The 16493-nt window shown below is 41.9% G+C and carries 17 protein-coding genes; 11 read left to right on the top strand and 6 right to left on the bottom strand.

Going from position 1 to position 16493, the window contains the following annotated elements; translation table 11 throughout:
* Positions 1-82: 82 nt before the first annotated feature.
* Complete coding sequence (locus tag Q0L00_RS17385) at positions 83-439, bottom strand: nuclear transport factor 2 family protein (protein ID WP_297338166.1); 357 nt, start codon at positions 437-439, stop codon at positions 83-85.
* Positions 440-565: 126 nt separating this feature from the next.
* Here Q0L00_RS17385 and Q0L00_RS17380 point away from each other — a divergent pair, with 126 nt between their 5' ends.
* From Q0L00_RS17380 to Q0L00_RS17365, 4 genes are all read left to right on the top strand, one after another.
* Positions 566-928: a winged helix-turn-helix transcriptional regulator gene (locus tag Q0L00_RS17380; protein ID WP_297338165.1), complete on the top strand. Its 363-nt coding sequence runs from the start codon at positions 566-568 to the stop codon at positions 926-928.
* A gap of 166 nt (positions 929-1094) precedes the next feature.
* Positions 1095-1820: a head GIN domain-containing protein gene (locus Q0L00_RS17375; RefSeq protein WP_297338164.1), complete on the top strand. Its 726-nt coding sequence runs from the start codon at positions 1095-1097 to the stop codon at positions 1818-1820.
* Between the two features lie 78 nt (positions 1821-1898).
* Positions 1899-2450: a LemA family protein gene (locus Q0L00_RS17370; RefSeq protein WP_297338163.1), complete on the top strand. Its 552-nt coding sequence runs from the start codon at positions 1899-1901 to the stop codon at positions 2448-2450.
* Positions 2450-4165 carry a DUF2207 domain-containing protein gene (locus tag Q0L00_RS17365; RefSeq protein WP_297338162.1) on the top strand — a complete coding sequence of 572 codons (1716 nt, stop codon included), beginning with the start codon at positions 2450-2452 and terminating at the stop codon, positions 4163-4165. Before Q0L00_RS17370 ends, Q0L00_RS17365 begins: the two co-directional genes overlap by 1 nt.
* Positions 4166-4195: 30 nt before the next feature.
* On the opposite strand, the gene Q0L00_RS17360 is transcribed toward Q0L00_RS17365, so the two are convergent.
* The gene (locus Q0L00_RS17360; RefSeq protein ID WP_297338161.1) at positions 4196-4561 is read right to left on the bottom strand and encodes a hypothetical protein; all 366 of its coding nucleotides are present in this window, start codon (positions 4559-4561) and stop codon (positions 4196-4198) included.
* A 195-nt stretch (positions 4562-4756) separates the two neighbouring features.
* Between Q0L00_RS17360 and Q0L00_RS17355 the strand changes: the two genes are divergently transcribed.
* The 3 genes from Q0L00_RS17355 (at position 4757) to hppD (ending at position 7828) form a co-directional block, all read left to right on the top strand.
* Positions 4757-5659, top strand: a complete 903-nt coding sequence (locus Q0L00_RS17355; protein ID WP_297338160.1) for a bile acid:sodium symporter family protein — start codon at positions 4757-4759, stop codon at positions 5657-5659.
* Complete coding sequence (locus tag Q0L00_RS17350) at positions 5656-6657, top strand: 1-acyl-sn-glycerol-3-phosphate acyltransferase (protein ID WP_297338159.1); 1002 nt, start codon at positions 5656-5658, stop codon at positions 6655-6657. Before Q0L00_RS17355 ends, Q0L00_RS17350 begins: the two co-directional genes overlap by 4 nt.
* Positions 6658-6733: 76 nt before the next feature.
* Positions 6734-7828, top strand: coding sequence for a 4-hydroxyphenylpyruvate dioxygenase (gene hppD, locus Q0L00_RS17345; protein WP_297338158.1), 1095 nt, complete (start codon positions 6734-6736; stop codon positions 7826-7828).
* A gap of 69 nt (positions 7829-7897) precedes the next feature.
* Here the strand turns inward: hppD and Q0L00_RS17340 are convergent, their stop codons facing one another.
* Both Q0L00_RS17340 and Q0L00_RS17335 read right to left on the bottom strand, forming a co-directional pair.
* Positions 7898-9718 carry a sugar-binding domain-containing protein gene (locus tag Q0L00_RS17340; protein ID WP_297338157.1) on the bottom strand — a complete coding sequence of 607 codons (1821 nt, stop codon included), beginning with the start codon at positions 9716-9718 and terminating at the stop codon, positions 7898-7900.
* A gap of 17 nt (positions 9719-9735) precedes the next feature.
* A complete protein-coding gene (locus Q0L00_RS17335) occupies positions 9736-10491 on the bottom strand; it encodes a hypothetical protein (protein ID WP_297338156.1) in 756 nt (251 codons plus the stop codon).
* A 162-nt stretch (positions 10492-10653) separates the two neighbouring features.
* On the opposite strand from Q0L00_RS17335, the gene Q0L00_RS17330 reads away from it, so the two are divergent.
* Positions 10654-12384 (top strand): phospho-sugar mutase, encoded by a 1731-nt coding sequence (locus Q0L00_RS17330; RefSeq protein WP_297338155.1) that lies wholly within the window; start codon positions 10654-10656, stop codon positions 12382-12384.
* Positions 12385-12447: 63 nt separating this feature from the next.
* On the opposite strand, the gene Q0L00_RS17325 is transcribed toward Q0L00_RS17330, so the two are convergent.
* A complete protein-coding gene (locus Q0L00_RS17325; protein WP_297338154.1) occupies positions 12448-13392 on the bottom strand; it encodes a succinylglutamate desuccinylase/aspartoacylase family protein in 945 nt (314 codons plus the stop codon).
* 67 nt (positions 13393-13459) lie between these two features.
* Here Q0L00_RS17325 and murB point away from each other — a divergent pair, with 67 nt between their 5' ends.
* Positions 13460-14473, top strand: coding sequence for a UDP-N-acetylmuramate dehydrogenase (murB, locus tag Q0L00_RS17320; protein ID WP_297338153.1), 1014 nt, complete (start codon positions 13460-13462; stop codon positions 14471-14473).
* On the opposite strand, the gene Q0L00_RS17315 is transcribed toward murB, so the two are convergent.
* On the bottom strand, positions 14470-14952 hold the full coding sequence (locus Q0L00_RS17315; RefSeq protein WP_297338152.1) for a dCMP deaminase family protein: 483 nt from the start codon (positions 14950-14952) through the stop codon (positions 14470-14472). The two genes, murB and Q0L00_RS17315, sit on opposite strands and share 4 nt — an antisense overlap.
* Before the next feature lie 282 nt (positions 14953-15234).
* Here Q0L00_RS17315 and Q0L00_RS17310 point away from each other — a divergent pair, with 282 nt between their 5' ends.
* Together Q0L00_RS17310 and Q0L00_RS17305 are read left to right on the top strand one after the other, a co-directional pair.
* Positions 15235-15819: a DUF4136 domain-containing protein gene (locus Q0L00_RS17310; protein WP_297338151.1), complete on the top strand. Its 585-nt coding sequence runs from the start codon at positions 15235-15237 to the stop codon at positions 15817-15819.
* A 437-nt stretch (positions 15820-16256) separates the two neighbouring features.
* Positions 16257-16493, top strand: a 237-nt coding sequence (locus Q0L00_RS17305; protein ID WP_297338150.1) for a response regulator, incomplete at its 3' end; no start/stop codon positions are given.

Here is a 16493-nt window from a genome sequence, read left to right as displayed (position 1 = left end):
CTAAAAATAAAAGCAACTTGGATAATCATCCTATACTCCCTTTTTGCTTTTATACCTAGGGATTGGCTGCCAGCTAATTTTGTCAGCTAGTTATTGTTAATGATTGGATAAGACCATGAGTTAAATTCATATGATAAAATAAAATCGCAGGACTCCCTGGGAATTTACCTGAAATTTCTGCTTTTAGAATTTTTGCTTTTTGCTCAAATTCAAGTGGCTTCATTGAGATTTGGTATTCCGTATTGGCCTTATCTATCCAACTTTTTATTTCCTCTTTTCCCGTGTATGTTTTGCCTTCGTCAACCACTACTGCAGTACCTGTAAAACAATTCGCATATGAAGTGCTATCAAAATTGTCTTGAGCTTTTACTAGTTCGATTACTATAGGTGGTAAGTTCATGGATTTTTTTTGAAGAATATTAAAATTAAATTGTTCCATTTGACATCTTATTTTCAACCAAAATTCAATCATATAAAATGTTTATACAAGTACGGAAAATGGAATTGCATAGGGTAAATTTTCTCCCCTATTGTACCCTTTGGAACATGGTATTAACTTTCTCCTATGAAAAATAGAAAAATCCCCCTGAACTTAAATTGTGGTCTTGACTTAATCGGTGAAGTGCTCTATGGAAAATGGAAAATTCGGTTAATATGGTTTATTCATAAAGGTCATAAACGCCCAAGCGAGCTCCAACGAAAAATCCCCGATGCCTCAAGACGAGTATTAAATATTCAATTAAAGGAATTAGAGGAGCACGAATTGATTTCAAAAGTCATTTATCCTGTTGTTCCTCCCAAAGTGGAGTATTCGCTAACCGATTTTGGGTTGACCTTAATTCCTGTTATTTCAGTATTAGGAAATTGGGGGGATGAAAATGAAATTCGTCTTCGAAACGTTATTTCAAAAACCATAAAAAGCCCGTGAAGGTCATCATTTTGTCAACAGGAATTTTTTTAGTTTTAGCTTACTATAGCCTAAAGGCATTTTGGATGATTTGCTGGAATAATTCAGCTCGAATAACTTTTTCTTTGAATTCTTAAAAAAGGGAACCAAATTAAAAAAAGCATCCTATTAAAATCGGACAATTGTTATGAAATCGTACACCTTTGGTATTTGTATTCTTCTGACAGGACTCATCTTTTCCTGCCAAACTCGGGATTTTGGACCTCATCAAGAACGCGAAGAAAGTTTTAACCAAATCAGTCACCTGGTACTCAATGGAAATTTTGATACTGAGATCATTCAAGGCGAAGAGGAAAAGCTGATCCTCTCAGGACCTGAAGAACTCATCCAAGCTGTTCAGGTAAAGCAGACTGATGAACGGTTAGAAATCAACCTCAAAGAGGAAATGGAATTCCTGCTCAATGACGAATCCATTGATTTAATTCTAACTGTTCCAAACTTATCAATTATAGATATTGCCGGTGCGGGAAGTTTCCAAATCCAACCCTATTTTCAAACCACTGCCTTGCGGATTAATTGTAGTGGAGTGGGTGAAATGGAATTTAATCTTGAAGCAGATGAAGTCCATGCTGTTTTTAGTTTTGTAGGAAAGGCCACATTTCAGGGGGCTACCGATAAATTTCATTTAGAAAACAATGGAATTGGAGAGATCAATGCCTCTGAATTTTCGGCCAAAAATGTGGACTTAACCTCCTCAGGCATAGGGAATGTTTCCGTTTTTGCATCAGAAACATTAGCGATGGATGTGAGTGGCATAGGAAAAGTGAAGTACTCCGGAGATGCAGAAATCACCCGCCGAAATGTCAGTGGGATTGGAAATGTGGAAAAAGTCGAATCCAAGCAAAATTATTAAGGGGAATTCAATAGTTTGCATTGATCTATTTTCATTGAAAGAGTATCTTAACAGTTTTTAAATCAAAACAGCCATACTATGACCCTATTAATTATTGGACTGATTGTCCTACTCTTGGTTTTTTACGGAGTAAGTATCTACAACCGTTTGGTTAAACTCAAAAATCTAGTGGAAGAAGCTTGGAGTGGAATAGATGTCCAACTCAAAAAGCGTTACAATCTCATTCCCAATCTCATAGAAACCGTAAAAGGCTATGCCAAACATGAATCCGAGACTTTTGAAAAGGTAACGCAGGCCAGAAGCCAAGCCCAATCAGCACAAACCATTGAAGGGCAGCAAGCAGCTGAAAACCAATTGGGCAAGGCTTTAGTCAATCTTTTTGCTGTGGCCGAGCAATATCCTGACCTGAAAGCCAATGCCAATTTTCTGGATTTACAGGAGCAATTATCCATGGTCGAGCAGGACATTGAACGGGCAAGACGGTACTACAATGGGACGGTGAGAGATAAGAATATTCTGGTGGAATCCTTCCCCAGCAACCTTTTTGCAAATGCCTTTGGATTTGGTAAATCCCCCTTCTTTGAACTGGACAATGAAGCCGAACGGACCGTCCCCAAAGTCAAATTCTAATGAAAAAGCTTTTCCTTTTTTACCTAGTACTTTTTCCGACCTGGATCTTTGCTCAAAACGAAAAAATCGAGCGCTTTCATGCCGAAATTCGAGTAAATACGGCAGGTTTTATCGAGGTCACAGAGTCAATCACCTACACTACTGCAGTAAATGGGAAGCGAGGAATCGTTCGATCCCTTCCACTCCGCAGAAAAATGAGTAATGGGCAAACCATCCGATCCAAGATTGACCTGCAGTCTGTCAAAAACAAAGGAGAGGAATCCCCCTATCACACCGAAAAAAGAGGTGATTTTCTAAGCATTTATGTAGGGGAAGAATCAACTTACCTGGATCCAGGATCCTATCAGTATGAACTAACCTATAGGGTAGCCGATCAAATTGAAGCCTTTGAAGGATACGATGAGCTTTTTTGGAATGTCAATGGAACGGCTTGGAGCTTTCCCATGGCCGAAGTAAGCGCTGTAATCCATTTACCCTCAGATGCTGATATCCTTCAATATGCTTGCTATACGGGAAGTCTGGGTAGTCGAGAACAAAACTGCATGACTGAAAAAGTTAGCCATGGGATGCAATTTTCGGCAGCCAATCTGGGTCCGGGCGAAAATCTCAGCATAGCAGTGGGATTTACCCAGGGGGTGGTCGCTCCCGCTCCACCTCCCAACTTCTTTCAAAAATATGGATTTCAGTTGTTGGGATTTGGATTGGGTTTGATCCTTTTGATCTATTATGTTTTCACCTGGAAGAGATATGGCATCGATCCGGCCAAACCCACGGTAGTTCCCCAGTTTGATCCACCTGCGGGACTTTCACCCGCTTCTGTTGCGCTTATTGCCTCAGGGAGTTACAGTAAAAATATGATTACCCCTGCTTTGGTGAGTTTAGCGGCCAAAGGCTACTTAAAAATCAATGATGAAAGCACCTCCTACGTTTTTGGAATCTTTAAATCCCAAAAATATGTCTTGACTAAACTAAAAGAAGCTGATCAATCCCTTCCTGAGGAGGAAAAAATTCTTCATCAGTTTGTTTTCAGGGAAGACCCCGAGGTGAGCTTAAACGGGAAATACGATTCCCGCTTTGCCGCCGCAGTGCAGAAATACCAAAAAAGTCTCAAGTCACAGTGGAATTCATTAATTTTCGAAGGCTTTAATGCGAAGTTTTGGGTCCTTCCCATTTTGTTATTAATAGTCTATTTCATTCTCAATGTGACCTTAATTGATTACTTCGTTTATGAAGGTCGAACAGGTTGGTTTATCTTGTTCCTAGGAGTGAATGTGCTGATATTCCTTTTTTATCAATGGCTGATTCGAAAGCCCTCCAAGAAAAAACTACAACTCCGTGCAGATATTGAAGGCTTTAAAATGTACTTGAGTGCGGCAGAGGAGCGGATGCTTCAAAACTTCAATCCACCTGAGATCACTCCGGAACGATTTGAAAAGCTGTTACCTTATGCTATTGCTTTGGATGTGGAAGAAATCTGGGGAGAAAAGTTTTCCCAAAAACTTGCTCAGTCCAGTACCATGCCATCTTCCAGGGGCTACCAGCCTGCCTGGTACAATGGCCCGATTTCCAATGTGGGCCGCTTTGGGCACGCATTGAATTCCAGCCTGAGTAATACCTTAACGGCCTCAAGCATGAAACCCTCTTCGAGCGGAGGTTCCGGTGGAGGTGGTTTTTCCGGCGGCGGAGGTGGCGGCGGAGGTGGAGGCAGCTGGTAGATCTATTCAGATCAGTAGAAAATCAAGACTTTAGGTTCCTACCGTACAAAGGCTTGATTCTGATTTCCAAATTAACGCCAGGGTAGTCAACTCTGAAAAGACCAGGTTTTCATCTTCAAAAACATTTCCCTCACAGTCATAATAGATGGGAACCGAATTGCAATTGGGACAGCAGTTTGCTTGCACAAAGAGTACCTGCCCTTGGTAATTGACTTGATTGATGTAAGAGTAATTTCGATCGAAGGCTGTGCCCTCCAATTCATCAATCAATTCACTTAACCAAGTCAGGTTAACCGCTGGATTTTCAACCCCACAAGCTAGCCGGGGATTTTCATTTTCTTGGCAGGAGGTTGCGAATACCAACAGCATTACTAAAATCAAAAGAGGATTTTTCATAGGTCTATAATTAATTTTCAAAGGTCAGATGGAATCTCGGGGAATATATCCTTATGATAGGATTCCCACATCCAGCTGAATTTCAACGTAAAAAGAGTTTGACAAAAGATAACTTTTCCCTATACGGACCAGACTGGGAATATGATACAAAAAAAGTGTTTTTGTATTCCTTAAATTTTTCTCAATTTGGTCACCATGACTTTAGCTCAGGAATTGGACGCAGTCCGGTTAAACTTTTCCCCAAATGATTTACTCGCACTCAATATTGCCTTGGCCTTGATCATGTATGGGGTAGCGTTGGAGTTAAAACTCCAGGATTTCAAGTACCTAGTCAAGAATCCGAGCAGTTTTTTTCTCGGTATTTTTTCACAGTTCTTTCTTCTTCCATTCCTTACTTTTGTTTTAGTATCGATCCTCAGTCCTCCTCCCAGTGTAGCTTTGGGAATGTTTTTGGTAGCGGCCTGTCCCGGAGGGAACATATCCAATTTTCTAACCAGCCTAGCCAAGGGAAACACGGCACTTTCGGTAAGTTTGACTGCTTTTTCTACCGTATTTTCCATTTTCGCCACTCCGCTTAATTTTACCCTATGGGCGGGATTTTATACGCCCACAGCGGATTTACTTCAAGAAATCAACCTCAATGTTTTTGATATTTTTCTGACGGTGGCTCTGATTTTAGGAATTCCGTTGATTTTAGGTATGCTCACCCGCAAACTTCGAGCAAACTTGGCGAGTCGGCTTTCAAAGGTGTTAAAACCCTTGAGTATTTTGATTTTCGCAGCGTTTGTGGTTCTTGCATTTGCAGGTAATTTTGACCTGTTCCTAACCTATATCGGGGTGATTTTTTTCTGGGTTTTTCTCCATAACCTTTTTGCTTTGTCGGCGGGTTTTTTGACAGCAAAACTGGGAAGGTTAGCACTTTGGGATCAAAAAACATTGACTCTTGAGACGGGAATTCAAAACTCTGGTTTGGGCCTGGTTTTAATTTTTACGTATTTTGAGGGCTTGGGAGGAATGGCTATCATTACGGCTTTGTGGGGGATTTGGCATTTGGTATCAGGAATGCTTTTAGCGGGCATTTGGAGCAAAAAACTATGAAAAATCTTTTTAATGGATTTCTAAGATTTTTAGTCAAAATCGCAATACACCTTTACTTTCACAAAATCAGGATTTCGGGCAAGGAAAATATCCCTAAAAATGTTCCGATCATTTTGGTAGCCAATCATCAAAATGCCCTCCTCGATCCCTTGCTTTTAGCTACCCATACCCGGCTTAGACCCTGGTTTTTGACTAGGGCATCGGTTTTTAAGCACCCTGTTGCTGCAAAAATCCTGCATTTTATTCGCATGCTCCCAGTCTATCGGGTGAGGGATGGCTTCTCTACGATCCAACAAAACCAAAAAACCTTTGAGGCAACTTTTGAGGTATTGAAAAAAAACGGGACCGTCATCATTTTTGCCGAAGGCAGCCATAGCCTGATGAGAAATCTAAGGCCACTGAGTAAAGGCTTTACCCGGATGGCCTTTGGATTGAAAGAGAACCATCCCGAGCTGCGTCCCGTAATCCTTCCTGTGGCCATTGAGTACAGTGCACATCAGCGTACGGGAAGCTTTGTCAGGATCTGTTTTGGTAAAGCAATACCGGTGGATATGCCACATTCCCAGTCGGGCAAACTCACCAAAGCGGTAGAAACCAAATTGAGTCAGATGGTGGTCCAGATTCCAGAACAGGGATATGATCGTACCTTGGAAAAACTTCGGGAGGCACAAGTGGATGTAACCGACAGGTTAGCCGTTGAAAATTTTCTTACCCATCATCGGGTCGATCAAAAGCTTCCCACCCCTTCTGCCCTACCCAACAAAGTGATGAAGATTTTTCATTTCCCCCTGTATTGGATTTGGCTTTGGATTAGTCCCAAAATCGAGGATCGGGTATTTGAAGGTACCTTCAAATTTCTGATCGGCTTCTTTCTGGCTCCTATTTGGTATTTGGGTTTAATCTGTTTGATTTTTGCGAGTCCTTTCCCTGCTTGGGCATTGACTTTTATCATTATGGGTGGCCTCAGTCTTTGGTGGAATGAGAATCCTCAGCAATAAGTCCGGAAGATGCCAACTACTATTTAGAGTATTGTGTACCTTTGAGCTACGAATCAAAACCCAAACATAACACGTCATGAGTGAAGACTTTCTTCCCATCAATGGGACCGACTATGTGGAACTGTATGTTGGCAATGCCAAGCAGTCTGCGCTTTTTTACCAGTATGCCTTTGGATTTGAGCTGATCGCATACGCTGGACCGGAAACCGGTATCAGAGACCGGGCCTCTTATGTTCTCAAGCAAGATAAAATCCGTTTGGTCTTGACCTCCAGCATGGTGGAAGATCACCCTATTGCTGAGCATGTTAAAAAACACGGCGATGGTGTCAAGGTATTGGCACTTTGGGTAGATGACGCGGAGAAATCCTGGAAAGAAACTACCTCAAGAGGCGCCGAATCAGCCGGAGAACCGAGAATTCTAACAGATGAGCAAGGTGAGGTTAAGGTAGCCTCTATCAAAACCTATGGGGAAACAATTCATACCTTCGTAGAGCGAAAAAACTACAAGGGCATTTTCCTTCCCGGCTTTAAAGCTCGAAAAAGTACTTATCAAAGCAATTCGATCGGGTTAAAATACATCGATCACTGTGTAGGAAATGTGGAGTTAGGAGAAATGAACCGTTGGGTTCAGTTCTACGAAAATGTCATGGGATTCAAATTGCTGATCACCTTTGATGACAAAGATATTTCCACAGAATATTCCGCTTTAATGTCCAAAGTGGTCTCCAATGGAAATGGCTATATCAAATTCCCGATCAATGAACCTGCTGAAGGGAAAAAGAAATCTCAAATCGAAGAATACCTGGATTTCTACAATGGAGCGGGTGTTCAGCACATGGCCATCGCTACCGATGACATCATACATACCGTCGGGGAACTACGCAAAAGAGGAATCGAATTTCTGGAAGTTCCCCAAACCTATTACGATGACTTATTGGATCGAGTAGGTGAAATCGATGAGGATTTGCAACCGCTGAAGGACTTAAATATTCTGGTGGATCGAGATGACGAAGGTTACCTATTGCAAATTTTCACCAAACCTTTACAGGACAGACCTACCTTATTTATTGAGATCATTCAACGAAAAGGTGCTACTTCGTTTGGAAAGGGTAATTTCAAAGCGCTTTTTGAAGCCATCGAACGTGAACAGGAATTGAGGGGTAACTTATAAGACCGCTTAAAAGTAACAACAGCCCGAGTCAAGATTGATCTCGGGCTTTTTTTGGATGGCTTAGAAGGATTATTCTTGCTGGTAAAGACTGCTGTGAATTTCTTTCAGCTTGGAAGGGTCAAATTTGAGCACTTTTCGATCATAGGTCATCAGCCCATTCACTTCGACCTCAACGTCGGTGGTTTGGGTATAAATAGCTGCTGCCAGTCCTTTGGGGATCATCCTCTTGAGATCATCCAGCAACATCGAATACCTGCCCATCAGTTCTTTTTGATCAGAAAAACTCTGATATCCCCAGTTGTCCCGGTTTTGCCAAGTATGCCCTTCCAACGGTAATCCTAGTCCACCAAATTCTCCTAAAACCAAAATCCGGTTTTCTCCAAATATAGCCGGGTCAGGCATGACCGGATCAGGATAATTATGGAGATCCAACATATCTCCAACCACATCATTTCCCTGCATTTCAAAATTCCCGCCACTGGCACTATTGATCAATCGTGTATCATCGAGCGTCCGGGTCAAATCAACAATCTCCTTAGTTTTAAACTGTCCCCAAGCTTCATTAAAAGGCACCCAGACTACCACACTGGGGAAAAACTTAAATTCATTGATGATTTCAGACCATTCGCGTTTAAAAATCGCCTCCGACTCTGGACTCCGATCCTTATACATTCCCTCTCGCTTTACCCCCGGACGAACTTCCCAGCGATTCCCCATGTCTCCGCTAGGCATGTCCTGCCAAACCAGCATTCCTAGCCTATCGGTGTGATAGTACCATCTTGCAGGCTCCACTTTGACGTGCTTCCGGATCATATTAAAGCCCATTTCCTTGGTCTTTTCTATATCATATACCAAGGCTTCCTCTGTCGGAGCAGTATACAGACCATCGGGCCACCACCCTTGATCCAAGGGTCCATATTGAAAAAGCGCTTCCCCGTTCAAAAAGATCCGCTGAAATCCATTTTCATCTTTCCCCATTCGGACCTCCCGATAGGCCATATACGATTCGACTTGATCCAATAGTTTCTTTCCCGTATACAACAGCACTTTGACAGCATAGAGTTGAGGATTATCCGGACTCCAGGGTTTGGGGTCCTGCAGGAGCAATTTTAGCCCCTCATTTGCTTTTCCCCGTACCGATCCTACAAGAATATCCTGGTCAAAAACCTGAACTTCAACCTCTTGATTTTCATCCTCTCCATCAACATGGGTATGAAATACCTGGGTTTGAGATTCCCAATCGGTCTGGGAATAAACGGTAGCAATGTAATTTTGGGGCACGGTTTCCAACCAGACCGTTTGCCAGATTCCGGTCACGGGAGTATACCAGATTCCCTGAGGTTCTTTTACTTGTTTCCCTCTGGGCTGAGGCCCCGAATCGCTGGGATCCCAGACCCTGACTCGGATGGTTTGTTCGTTTCCTTTTTTTAAGTAAGGAGTAATATCAAAAGAAAAAGCATCAAATCCACCTTGATGTATTCCTACAGTTTGGCCATTTACCCACACCTCTGCTTCCCAATCCACTGCTCCAAAATGCAGTAATACTTTATTTTTACCCCGTTTTAACTCAAGGTCTAGTGTTTTTTCATACCAAAGTTCCATTTCGGGTCCCACGGTCTGCTGGACACCAGAAAGCTGTGATTCAACAGGAAATGGGACAAGTATCTCTCCGGCAAATCCCATCTCAGGCAGACTTCCCTTGGGCAATATGGAATAGGACCAGGGTCCATTGAGGTTTTGCCAATTTTCCCGGACCAGCTGAGGGCGGGGATATTCAGAATGGGGAAGTTGAGGATTTACCTGATCAGCCCATGCTGTCTTCAAGGTTGGAGACTGGGCAAAAATATACGAACTAAGGGGTAAAAACAGGAGTAGCACTAACTTTTTCATAGACGCTTAGGATAAGATTAATAAAATTCAAAATTCAGTTTCAGCAATGAATCGCGTAAAGTCTTGGAAGGGGGTGTTTCAATATCGGTCTGCCCTGGGGTTTCTGAAGGGAGACTAGGGTCAGAAAGGACATTGAATTTGATCGAATTGAATCGGGTACGTTCCTCATTGGGTAAGACTAGGGCAAAAACCGGCAGTTCAAGAGGGGTAATGATCACACTGAGGTCTTCAAAATTCAGGTTCAAGCGATCAAATTGATCAAAACGCAGGGCGGTTTTTGAAGACATTTCAGCAATAGGTTTCGGGTTTGCCGACCCGGTTTGATTTAATCCCTGCCAGTCATAGGCGGCCAAGGACTCCTCGATAAAGCGAAATTCCAAATCAAACTCATCTTCGGCCGGGTTCATCTTCTCATACTGGATAGTTCCGGAAGGGAATAGGGTCCATTGAGAATGGAGTATTTTGCCCGACCATTTTTGCAAAACAACCGAAGCTTCCTTGGTGCGAAACCATTTCAAGGTATAAGTAGAACCTTCCCAATGAGATTGCTGATAAAAATCAAGCATTCGCATTCCCACCTTTATCTTTTCCAGTCCAGCTGATTTTTTTCCGAACACAAATAAGCGGTCTCCCACCCGAAGCTGATAATCGATGGTAGATTCCCTAATCGTTATTTGATTCTCATACCTAGTGGATTTCTCGGTAGAGGAAAGAAAAGGAAAAAGGATCAAAAAATAAATCGAAGCAATTAAAGGTGTACGGATTGAGGGCATGGATTAAAGATAAGTAATTCTAAAATTAACCGAAATCTGGGCATTTTAAAATTCACTCCACCCATCCTGGATTTTTCGAGACTTAATCTGACCAATTGATTAAAATGAATGGCTATTTTTAACATTTTCTATATATTGGAACAACCTTAATTTTTAACCCATATGAACACAATAGATTCATCTATTCTAGCAAAAGCAAAAACTTGGTTAGACGGAGAAATAGACCAAGAGTCCAAAAATGAGATTTTAAGACTCCAACAGGAAGAGCCCGAAGAATTTATCGATTCCTTTTATCGCGACCTGGAATTCGGCACCGGAGGACTTCGGGGCCTGATGGGCATCGGGAGTAATCGAATGAATATTTATACCGTTGGCATGGCCACTCAAGGATTGGCAAATTACCTTTTGGCCTGTTTCCCCAATCAGGATATCTCGGTTGCCTTGACCCATGACTGTCGAATAAACAACACCCTTTTTACCAAAACCGCCGCCGATGTATTCACGGCCAATGGAATCAAAGTTTATTATTTCCGGGAAATGCGTCCCACCCCCATGCTTTCTTTTGCCATTCGGCACTTTGGCTGCAAAAGCGGAGTCATGGTCACAGCCTCACATAACCCAAAGGAATACAATGGATACAAAGCCTATTGGGAGGATGGTGCCCAAGTAGTGGCTCCTCATGATAAAAATATCATCGCCGAAGTGCAAAAGATCACCTCCTTTGATTTGGTCAATTGGAATAAAAATGAGGATTTAATCGAATACATTGAATCAGATTTTGACCGCATCTATCTGGACAAGGTGAAAAGTTTGAGCCTATCCCCAGATGAAATTCAAGCACAAAAAAATCTTTCCATCGTCTTTTCCCCCATCCATGGTGCTTCCGGAAAAATGGTTCCTATGGCTTTGAAAGAATTTGGCTTTGAAAATGTTCACATCGTCAAAGAACAAGCCGAACCCGATGGCCATTTCCCCACGGTAATCTATCCCAACCCTGAAGAAGCCGAAGCCCTGACGATGTCTATCGATCTGGGAAAAAAGGTAAAAGCGGATTTAATCCTGGCCTGTGACCCGGATGGTGATCGCTATGCTGCGGTGGTACCCAATGAAAAGGGCGAATTTGAACTGCTCAACGGAAATCAAACCGGTACCCTACTTAGCTATTATTTGCTTAGCAAATGGGAAGAGGCAGGGAAATTGGATGGAAATCAATTTATGGTGAACACCATTGTTACTACCGAACTGATCAATATCATCGCCAAGGGCTTTGGGGTGGAATGTTTTAATGTTTTAACTGGATTTAAAAATATCGCAGCTATCATCCGGGATCTGGAAGGAAAGAAAACCTACATTGGAGGAGGTGAGGAATCGTACGGGTATTTGGCTGGAGATTTTGTTCGGGACAAAGATGGAGTCAGTGCCTGTGCACTGGTAGCAGAGTTAATCGCCTATTACAAAACCAAGGGTAAGTCTGTTTTTGATGTTTTGGCAGAAATTTACCAGCGATTTGAATTTTACAAGGAAGCACTGATATCGGTCACCAAAAAAGGAAAAGACGGAGCAGAGCAGATTCAAGCCTTAATGATGGATTTCAGGCTGAATCCTCCAAAATCAATGAATGGGATTGCCGTGGAGAAAATCATCGATGTAAAAGAAGGGAAAATTTACCATCAATTAACCGGGAAAACCGAAAAATTGGATTTGGATTCTTCCAATGTGATGCAGTTTTATTTGGAAGATGGAAGTAAAATATCGGCACGACCTTCCGGTACCGAGCCCAAGATCAAGTATTATTTTTCGGTGCATGCACCACTGAATAATCGGTCAAACTACCGAAAAGTAGAGGCTGAACTCGAAGAAAGACTAGAAGGATTGAAACGTTACTTTTCCTAATCCCGATAACCACTGGAAAAGGCCATCGCGGGATGGCCTTTTCTTTTTGATTTCAAAATCGACCTACAATTTTCCCACATGGACCAAGGCCTCTCCTACATTAATCACCGGAAGATTATTCAATCCAATTACATAACCATTTGAGGGGGCCTTCACGGGAATTTTCACCTGCCCGTAAGGATCGGAAATCCGGGCTAAAATCTGGCCTTTTTTCACTTGATCTCCAAGTTTCACTGATGAGTTAAATATTCCTGATGCTCTGGATCTTACCCAATCACTTTGGGAAAGAATTAGCGTCTCTTTAGCCTCTGGTTTTTCAGCGATCATCCCCAAGTAATTTAGCAGACGCTTCGTTCCATTTACCCCCTCTTCGGTTGACAATTCATCGATTCGCATGGATTCCCCTCCCTCAAAAACCAAAATATGCTTTTTGGCTTTAAAAGCAGCTTTACGGAAAGTCTTATCAATCATTTTTGAATTAACGACATAGTGGGTTCCAAAGGCCTTGGCCAACTCCACCCCCTTTTTATCTTTAAAATCAACCCGAATCTGGGGATGATTGGTCAGCATTCTTCCACCCGTATGAAAATCTATTCCATAGTCAATTTGGGGAATGATTTCTTCATTAAGAATATAGGCAATTCTACCGGCAAGTGAGCCTTTTTTACTTCCAGGAAAGCTTCGGTTTAGGTCGCGGCCATCTGGAAACGTTCTGCTATTAGACAGAAAGCCGTAAATATTGACCAAAGGAATAATGATCAAAGTCCCTTTGAGCAGCTCCAAGCCCGCATCGATTTCCTCCAAAACCCGACGGGCGGTGACTATTCCGTTTATTTCATCCCCATGTACTCCGCCACTGACCAAAATTACCGGACCCTCCTCTTTGGCGGCCCGAATGAAAATCGGTAAATCAATCAAAGTATGCGTGGGGAGTTTGGCGATGGGCAATTCAATATTCACAACCTGACCGGGTCGGATTTTAATTCCGTTTATTTGTACTTCTCGCATAGAAAGGGAATGGAAATAGATTTCAATTTCAGATAAAACATGTTTAATTCGTAAGCCAAATAACGCCATGAAGATACAAGAAAACATTTCTCTCAAGCCTTATAATACCTTCGGAATTGACAAAAAGGCCCGATTTTTCACCATTGCATCCTCGATCGAGGAATTGCGCAAGGCCATTGCCTATGCCCAGGAAAAGGGAATTGAATTGTTTATTCTTGGTGGAGGAAGTAATATTTTATTGACTTCCGATCAGGATAAACTGGTGATCAAAAATGAATTGACCGGAATTCAAGTCACCGCCTCAACAGATGAGTTTGTTTGGGTTAAAGTCGGTTCTGGTGTCATTTGGCATGATTTGGTTGGTTATGCGATTTCCAAAAACTGGGGAGGAATCGAGAATTTGTCTCTCATTCCCGGTACGGTAGGTGCTTCTCCCATGCAGAATATCGGAGCTTATGGAGTGGAACTCAAAGATGTGTTCGATAGCCTTGAGGCACTACACATTGCCAGTGGAGAACTCCATCGGTTCGATAATCCCAGTTGTGAGTTTGGTTACCGGGAAAGCATTTTCAAACACCGACTCAAAAATCAATATATCATTACAAGTGTCACGTTTAGGTTAAGCAAAAAACCTCAACTCAATACCACTTATGGTGCGATTCAGGAAACCTTAAACGATTTCAAAGTAAAAACTCCAACGGTTAAAGCCGTATCGGATGCGGTAATTTACATCCGCCAATCCAAGCTACCCGATCCTGCCAAAATCGGCAATGCCGGTTCCTTTTTTAAAAACCCCACAATTTCTAAGGCTCACTTTGAAAAGCTTCAATCGGCTTTCCCAACCATTCCCGGCTATCCCAATGAAGAAGGCATCAAAGTACCCGCAGGCTGGTTGATCGAGCAGGCCGGTTGGAAAGGTCAACGATTTGGAGAAGTGGGCGTACATGAAAAACAGGCTTTGGTATTAGTGAATTATGGAAACGGGGAAGGTTCAGATATTGAAGCCTTATCACAGAAGATTCAACAATCCATTGCCAAAAAGTTTGGGATCATGCTCCATCCGGAGGTCAATTTTCTTTAAACCAATTGATCATTTACCTGAATCTGTTTGGAATAACGCTCCACCTCAACGCCAAATTTTAGCAAGAAGTCCACCCCTTCATCCCTTCCAATACCTTTGTATTCGGCATAAGAAAACAAATAAACCACTTTGGAGATCCCCATTGAAAAAATAATTCGGGCGCAAGCCAAGCAAGGTGCCAAAGTCACGTAAAGGGTAGATCCTTCCACCGAAGTATTATTTTTAACCGCATATAGAATGGCATTTTGTTCTGCGTGCAAGGCCAATGAGCAGCTTCCCTTACTGTCTCGGGCACAACCCTGCTCTGGAAATTCCTCGTCACAATTATGCGTACCTGCCGGTGGTCCGTTGTATCCGATCGAAATAATCCGAGTTTCCTTGGTAAGGACTGCACCCACATGTTTTTTGATGCAGTGAGAGCGCTTGGCCAAGTTGACCGCTAACTCTATAAAAATATCGTCAAAATCGGGTTTGCTCATATTTTAAATGTTCGAATTATCTCCCCGTGTACCGCAATTCCAACTTCCCAATCCGGCCAAAAGACCCTTGAGCTAATTTTCCTTAAGGTAAACTTTCCAACAGCGTGTAAGCCTTCCCTCGTTGATGAACAGGAAAGGGGATGAATGGATTAAATTATGCTCAAAAATAGCATTTGATCTCGATGGAAATAAGAATGCACCAAAAACCTTCGAAATTTTAAGGATATTTCCAGAAATTAACCGAGACGAATTTTATCCGTTTAGATTAAAAAGTTTATTCCCATGCTCCAATCGATCCTTAGACCTTCCATTTATTTACTCGTCCTCCTTGTCTTTGGGGCTTGCAGCTCCATAGAGGTATTTAAAGAAAATAGCGAAATCCAACCTGCTATGAACTACCGAAGCTTCGTTATTGTCAATGAAGAAGTGGGTATGCGTGGATTCTCGGATGCAAAAATCGACGAAGTGGTCCAAGGTCAAATCCGACTTTTACTAGAAAGTCAAGGGCTCACCTATGAAAAAGTAAACCCTGATTTAATCATCCGCTACACCTCCAATGAAGATCAGCGGGAACGCGAAATCAGAAATTACACGACTCCTTTTCCCATGTGGGGTTTCCGTGTTTGGGATCCTTGGATGTATAATCCTTACTTTAACAACCCTAATTTTAACCGCTCTCGAAGCAGTGAGTATGAGCTGCTCCAGGTCATTATGGATTTTATTGATCCCAAAAAAGATAAGTTTTTGATGACCTTGACAGGAGTGACTGAGGTGAGTAGTCCAAAATTTAAGGAAAAGAAAGTAATTAAAACAACCGAAAAAGTCTTGGAGAGATTTTTACTGGAGATTCAGGAGACTCAAAACTAATCCAGAGTCTTTTACCCTCCAAGAAAAATTCCCCAGCCCTAGGCTCGAATAAAATCCTTCTCCATAAAGCCAAAGCATCGTCTGGTTGCGCAAAAGTGCCTTTCAGGATTGCTCACTAAGTGATGGAATAGGAGGCTCCTTGATTTTTTTTACTTCTTTTCAACCAGTTCAAGCTAATTTGCGCTTAAGATTAGGGCAACTTATCGGTCTATTTTTTCTTGAAAAAGAACAAACAAAAAAAAATTTATTCGTCTGGATGCAGTTTTGTCTAGGCTAAAAAATTATCACGAAAACTAACTGGGTAAGGGCATGTTAACACCCAAAAACTTAAAGCACTAAATTTTACGAAGATTCTTGGCAAACTATTTGATAATGTTAGGAAGAATGTTATTTTTGTAACAGCTTAATTGTATTTCAGTAGCACATAATTGCATTTAATGTTAACTATAGTTCTCATAGATGATGATCCGATCAGCACATTTGTGACGGAGAAGTTGATTGCCAAAAATGTCAATCAACCTTGTCAGTTTTACAAATATCAAAGTGCGAAAGCAGCGCTAGGTGAGATTTATGAGATTAATCCAAATTACTTGTTTTTGGATTTAAATATGCCAGAAATGACTGGGTGGGATTTTTTGGATAAGTTTGAACCCAAAAATAATGAAGCTCAGATT

Source organism: Algoriphagus sp. (genome assembly GCF_024305035.1).
Taxonomy (GTDB): Bacteria; Bacteroidota; Bacteroidia; order Cytophagales; family Cyclobacteriaceae; genus Algoriphagus.
The sequence above is the reverse complement of the archived record's forward strand: the minus strand, read 5'-3'. Positions and strand labels throughout refer to the sequence as shown.

Excerpts from the sequence above, each read along its gene's own strand:
- murB (WP_297338153.1), top strand. The coding sequence starts at position 13,460 with ATGAAGATACAAGAAAACATTTCTCTCAAGCCTTATAATACCTTCGGA.
- Q0L00_RS17385 (WP_297338166.1), bottom strand. The coding sequence starts at position 439 with ATGGAACAATTTAATTTTAATATTCTTCAAAAAAAATCCATGAACTTA.
- Q0L00_RS17370 (WP_297338163.1), top strand. The coding sequence starts at position 1,899 with ATGACCCTATTAATTATTGGACTGATTGTCCTACTCTTGGTTTTTTAC.
- Q0L00_RS17325 (WP_297338154.1), bottom strand. The coding sequence starts at position 13,392 with ATGCGAGAAGTACAAATAAACGGAATTAAAATCCGACCCGGTCAGGTT.
- Q0L00_RS17365 (WP_297338162.1), top strand. The coding sequence starts at position 2,450 with ATGAAAAAGCTTTTCCTTTTTTACCTAGTACTTTTTCCGACCTGGATC.
- Q0L00_RS17350 (WP_297338159.1), top strand. The coding sequence starts at position 5,656 with ATGAAAAATCTTTTTAATGGATTTCTAAGATTTTTAGTCAAAATCGCA.
- hppD (WP_297338158.1), top strand. The coding sequence starts at position 6,734 with ATGAGTGAAGACTTTCTTCCCATCAATGGGACCGACTATGTGGAACTG.
- Q0L00_RS17360 (WP_297338161.1), bottom strand. The coding sequence starts at position 4,561 with ATGAAAAATCCTCTTTTGATTTTAGTAATGCTGTTGGTATTCGCAACC.
- Q0L00_RS17340 (WP_297338157.1), bottom strand. The coding sequence starts at position 9,718 with ATGAAAAAGTTAGTGCTACTCCTGTTTTTACCCCTTAGTTCGTATATT.
- Q0L00_RS17380 (WP_297338165.1), top strand. The coding sequence starts at position 566 with ATGAAAAATAGAAAAATCCCCCTGAACTTAAATTGTGGTCTTGACTTA.
- Q0L00_RS17355 (WP_297338160.1), top strand. The coding sequence starts at position 4,757 with ATGACTTTAGCTCAGGAATTGGACGCAGTCCGGTTAAACTTTTCCCCA.
- Q0L00_RS17315 (WP_297338152.1), bottom strand. The coding sequence starts at position 14,952 with ATGAGCAAACCCGATTTTGACGATATTTTTATAGAGTTAGCGGTCAAC.
- Q0L00_RS17310 (WP_297338151.1), top strand. The coding sequence starts at position 15,235 with ATGCTCCAATCGATCCTTAGACCTTCCATTTATTTACTCGTCCTCCTT.
- Q0L00_RS17375 (WP_297338164.1), top strand. The coding sequence starts at position 1,095 with ATGAAATCGTACACCTTTGGTATTTGTATTCTTCTGACAGGACTCATC.
- Q0L00_RS17335 (WP_297338156.1), bottom strand. The coding sequence starts at position 10,491 with ATGCCCTCAATCCGTACACCTTTAATTGCTTCGATTTATTTTTTGATC.
- Q0L00_RS17330 (WP_297338155.1), top strand. The coding sequence starts at position 10,654 with ATGAACACAATAGATTCATCTATTCTAGCAAAAGCAAAAACTTGGTTA.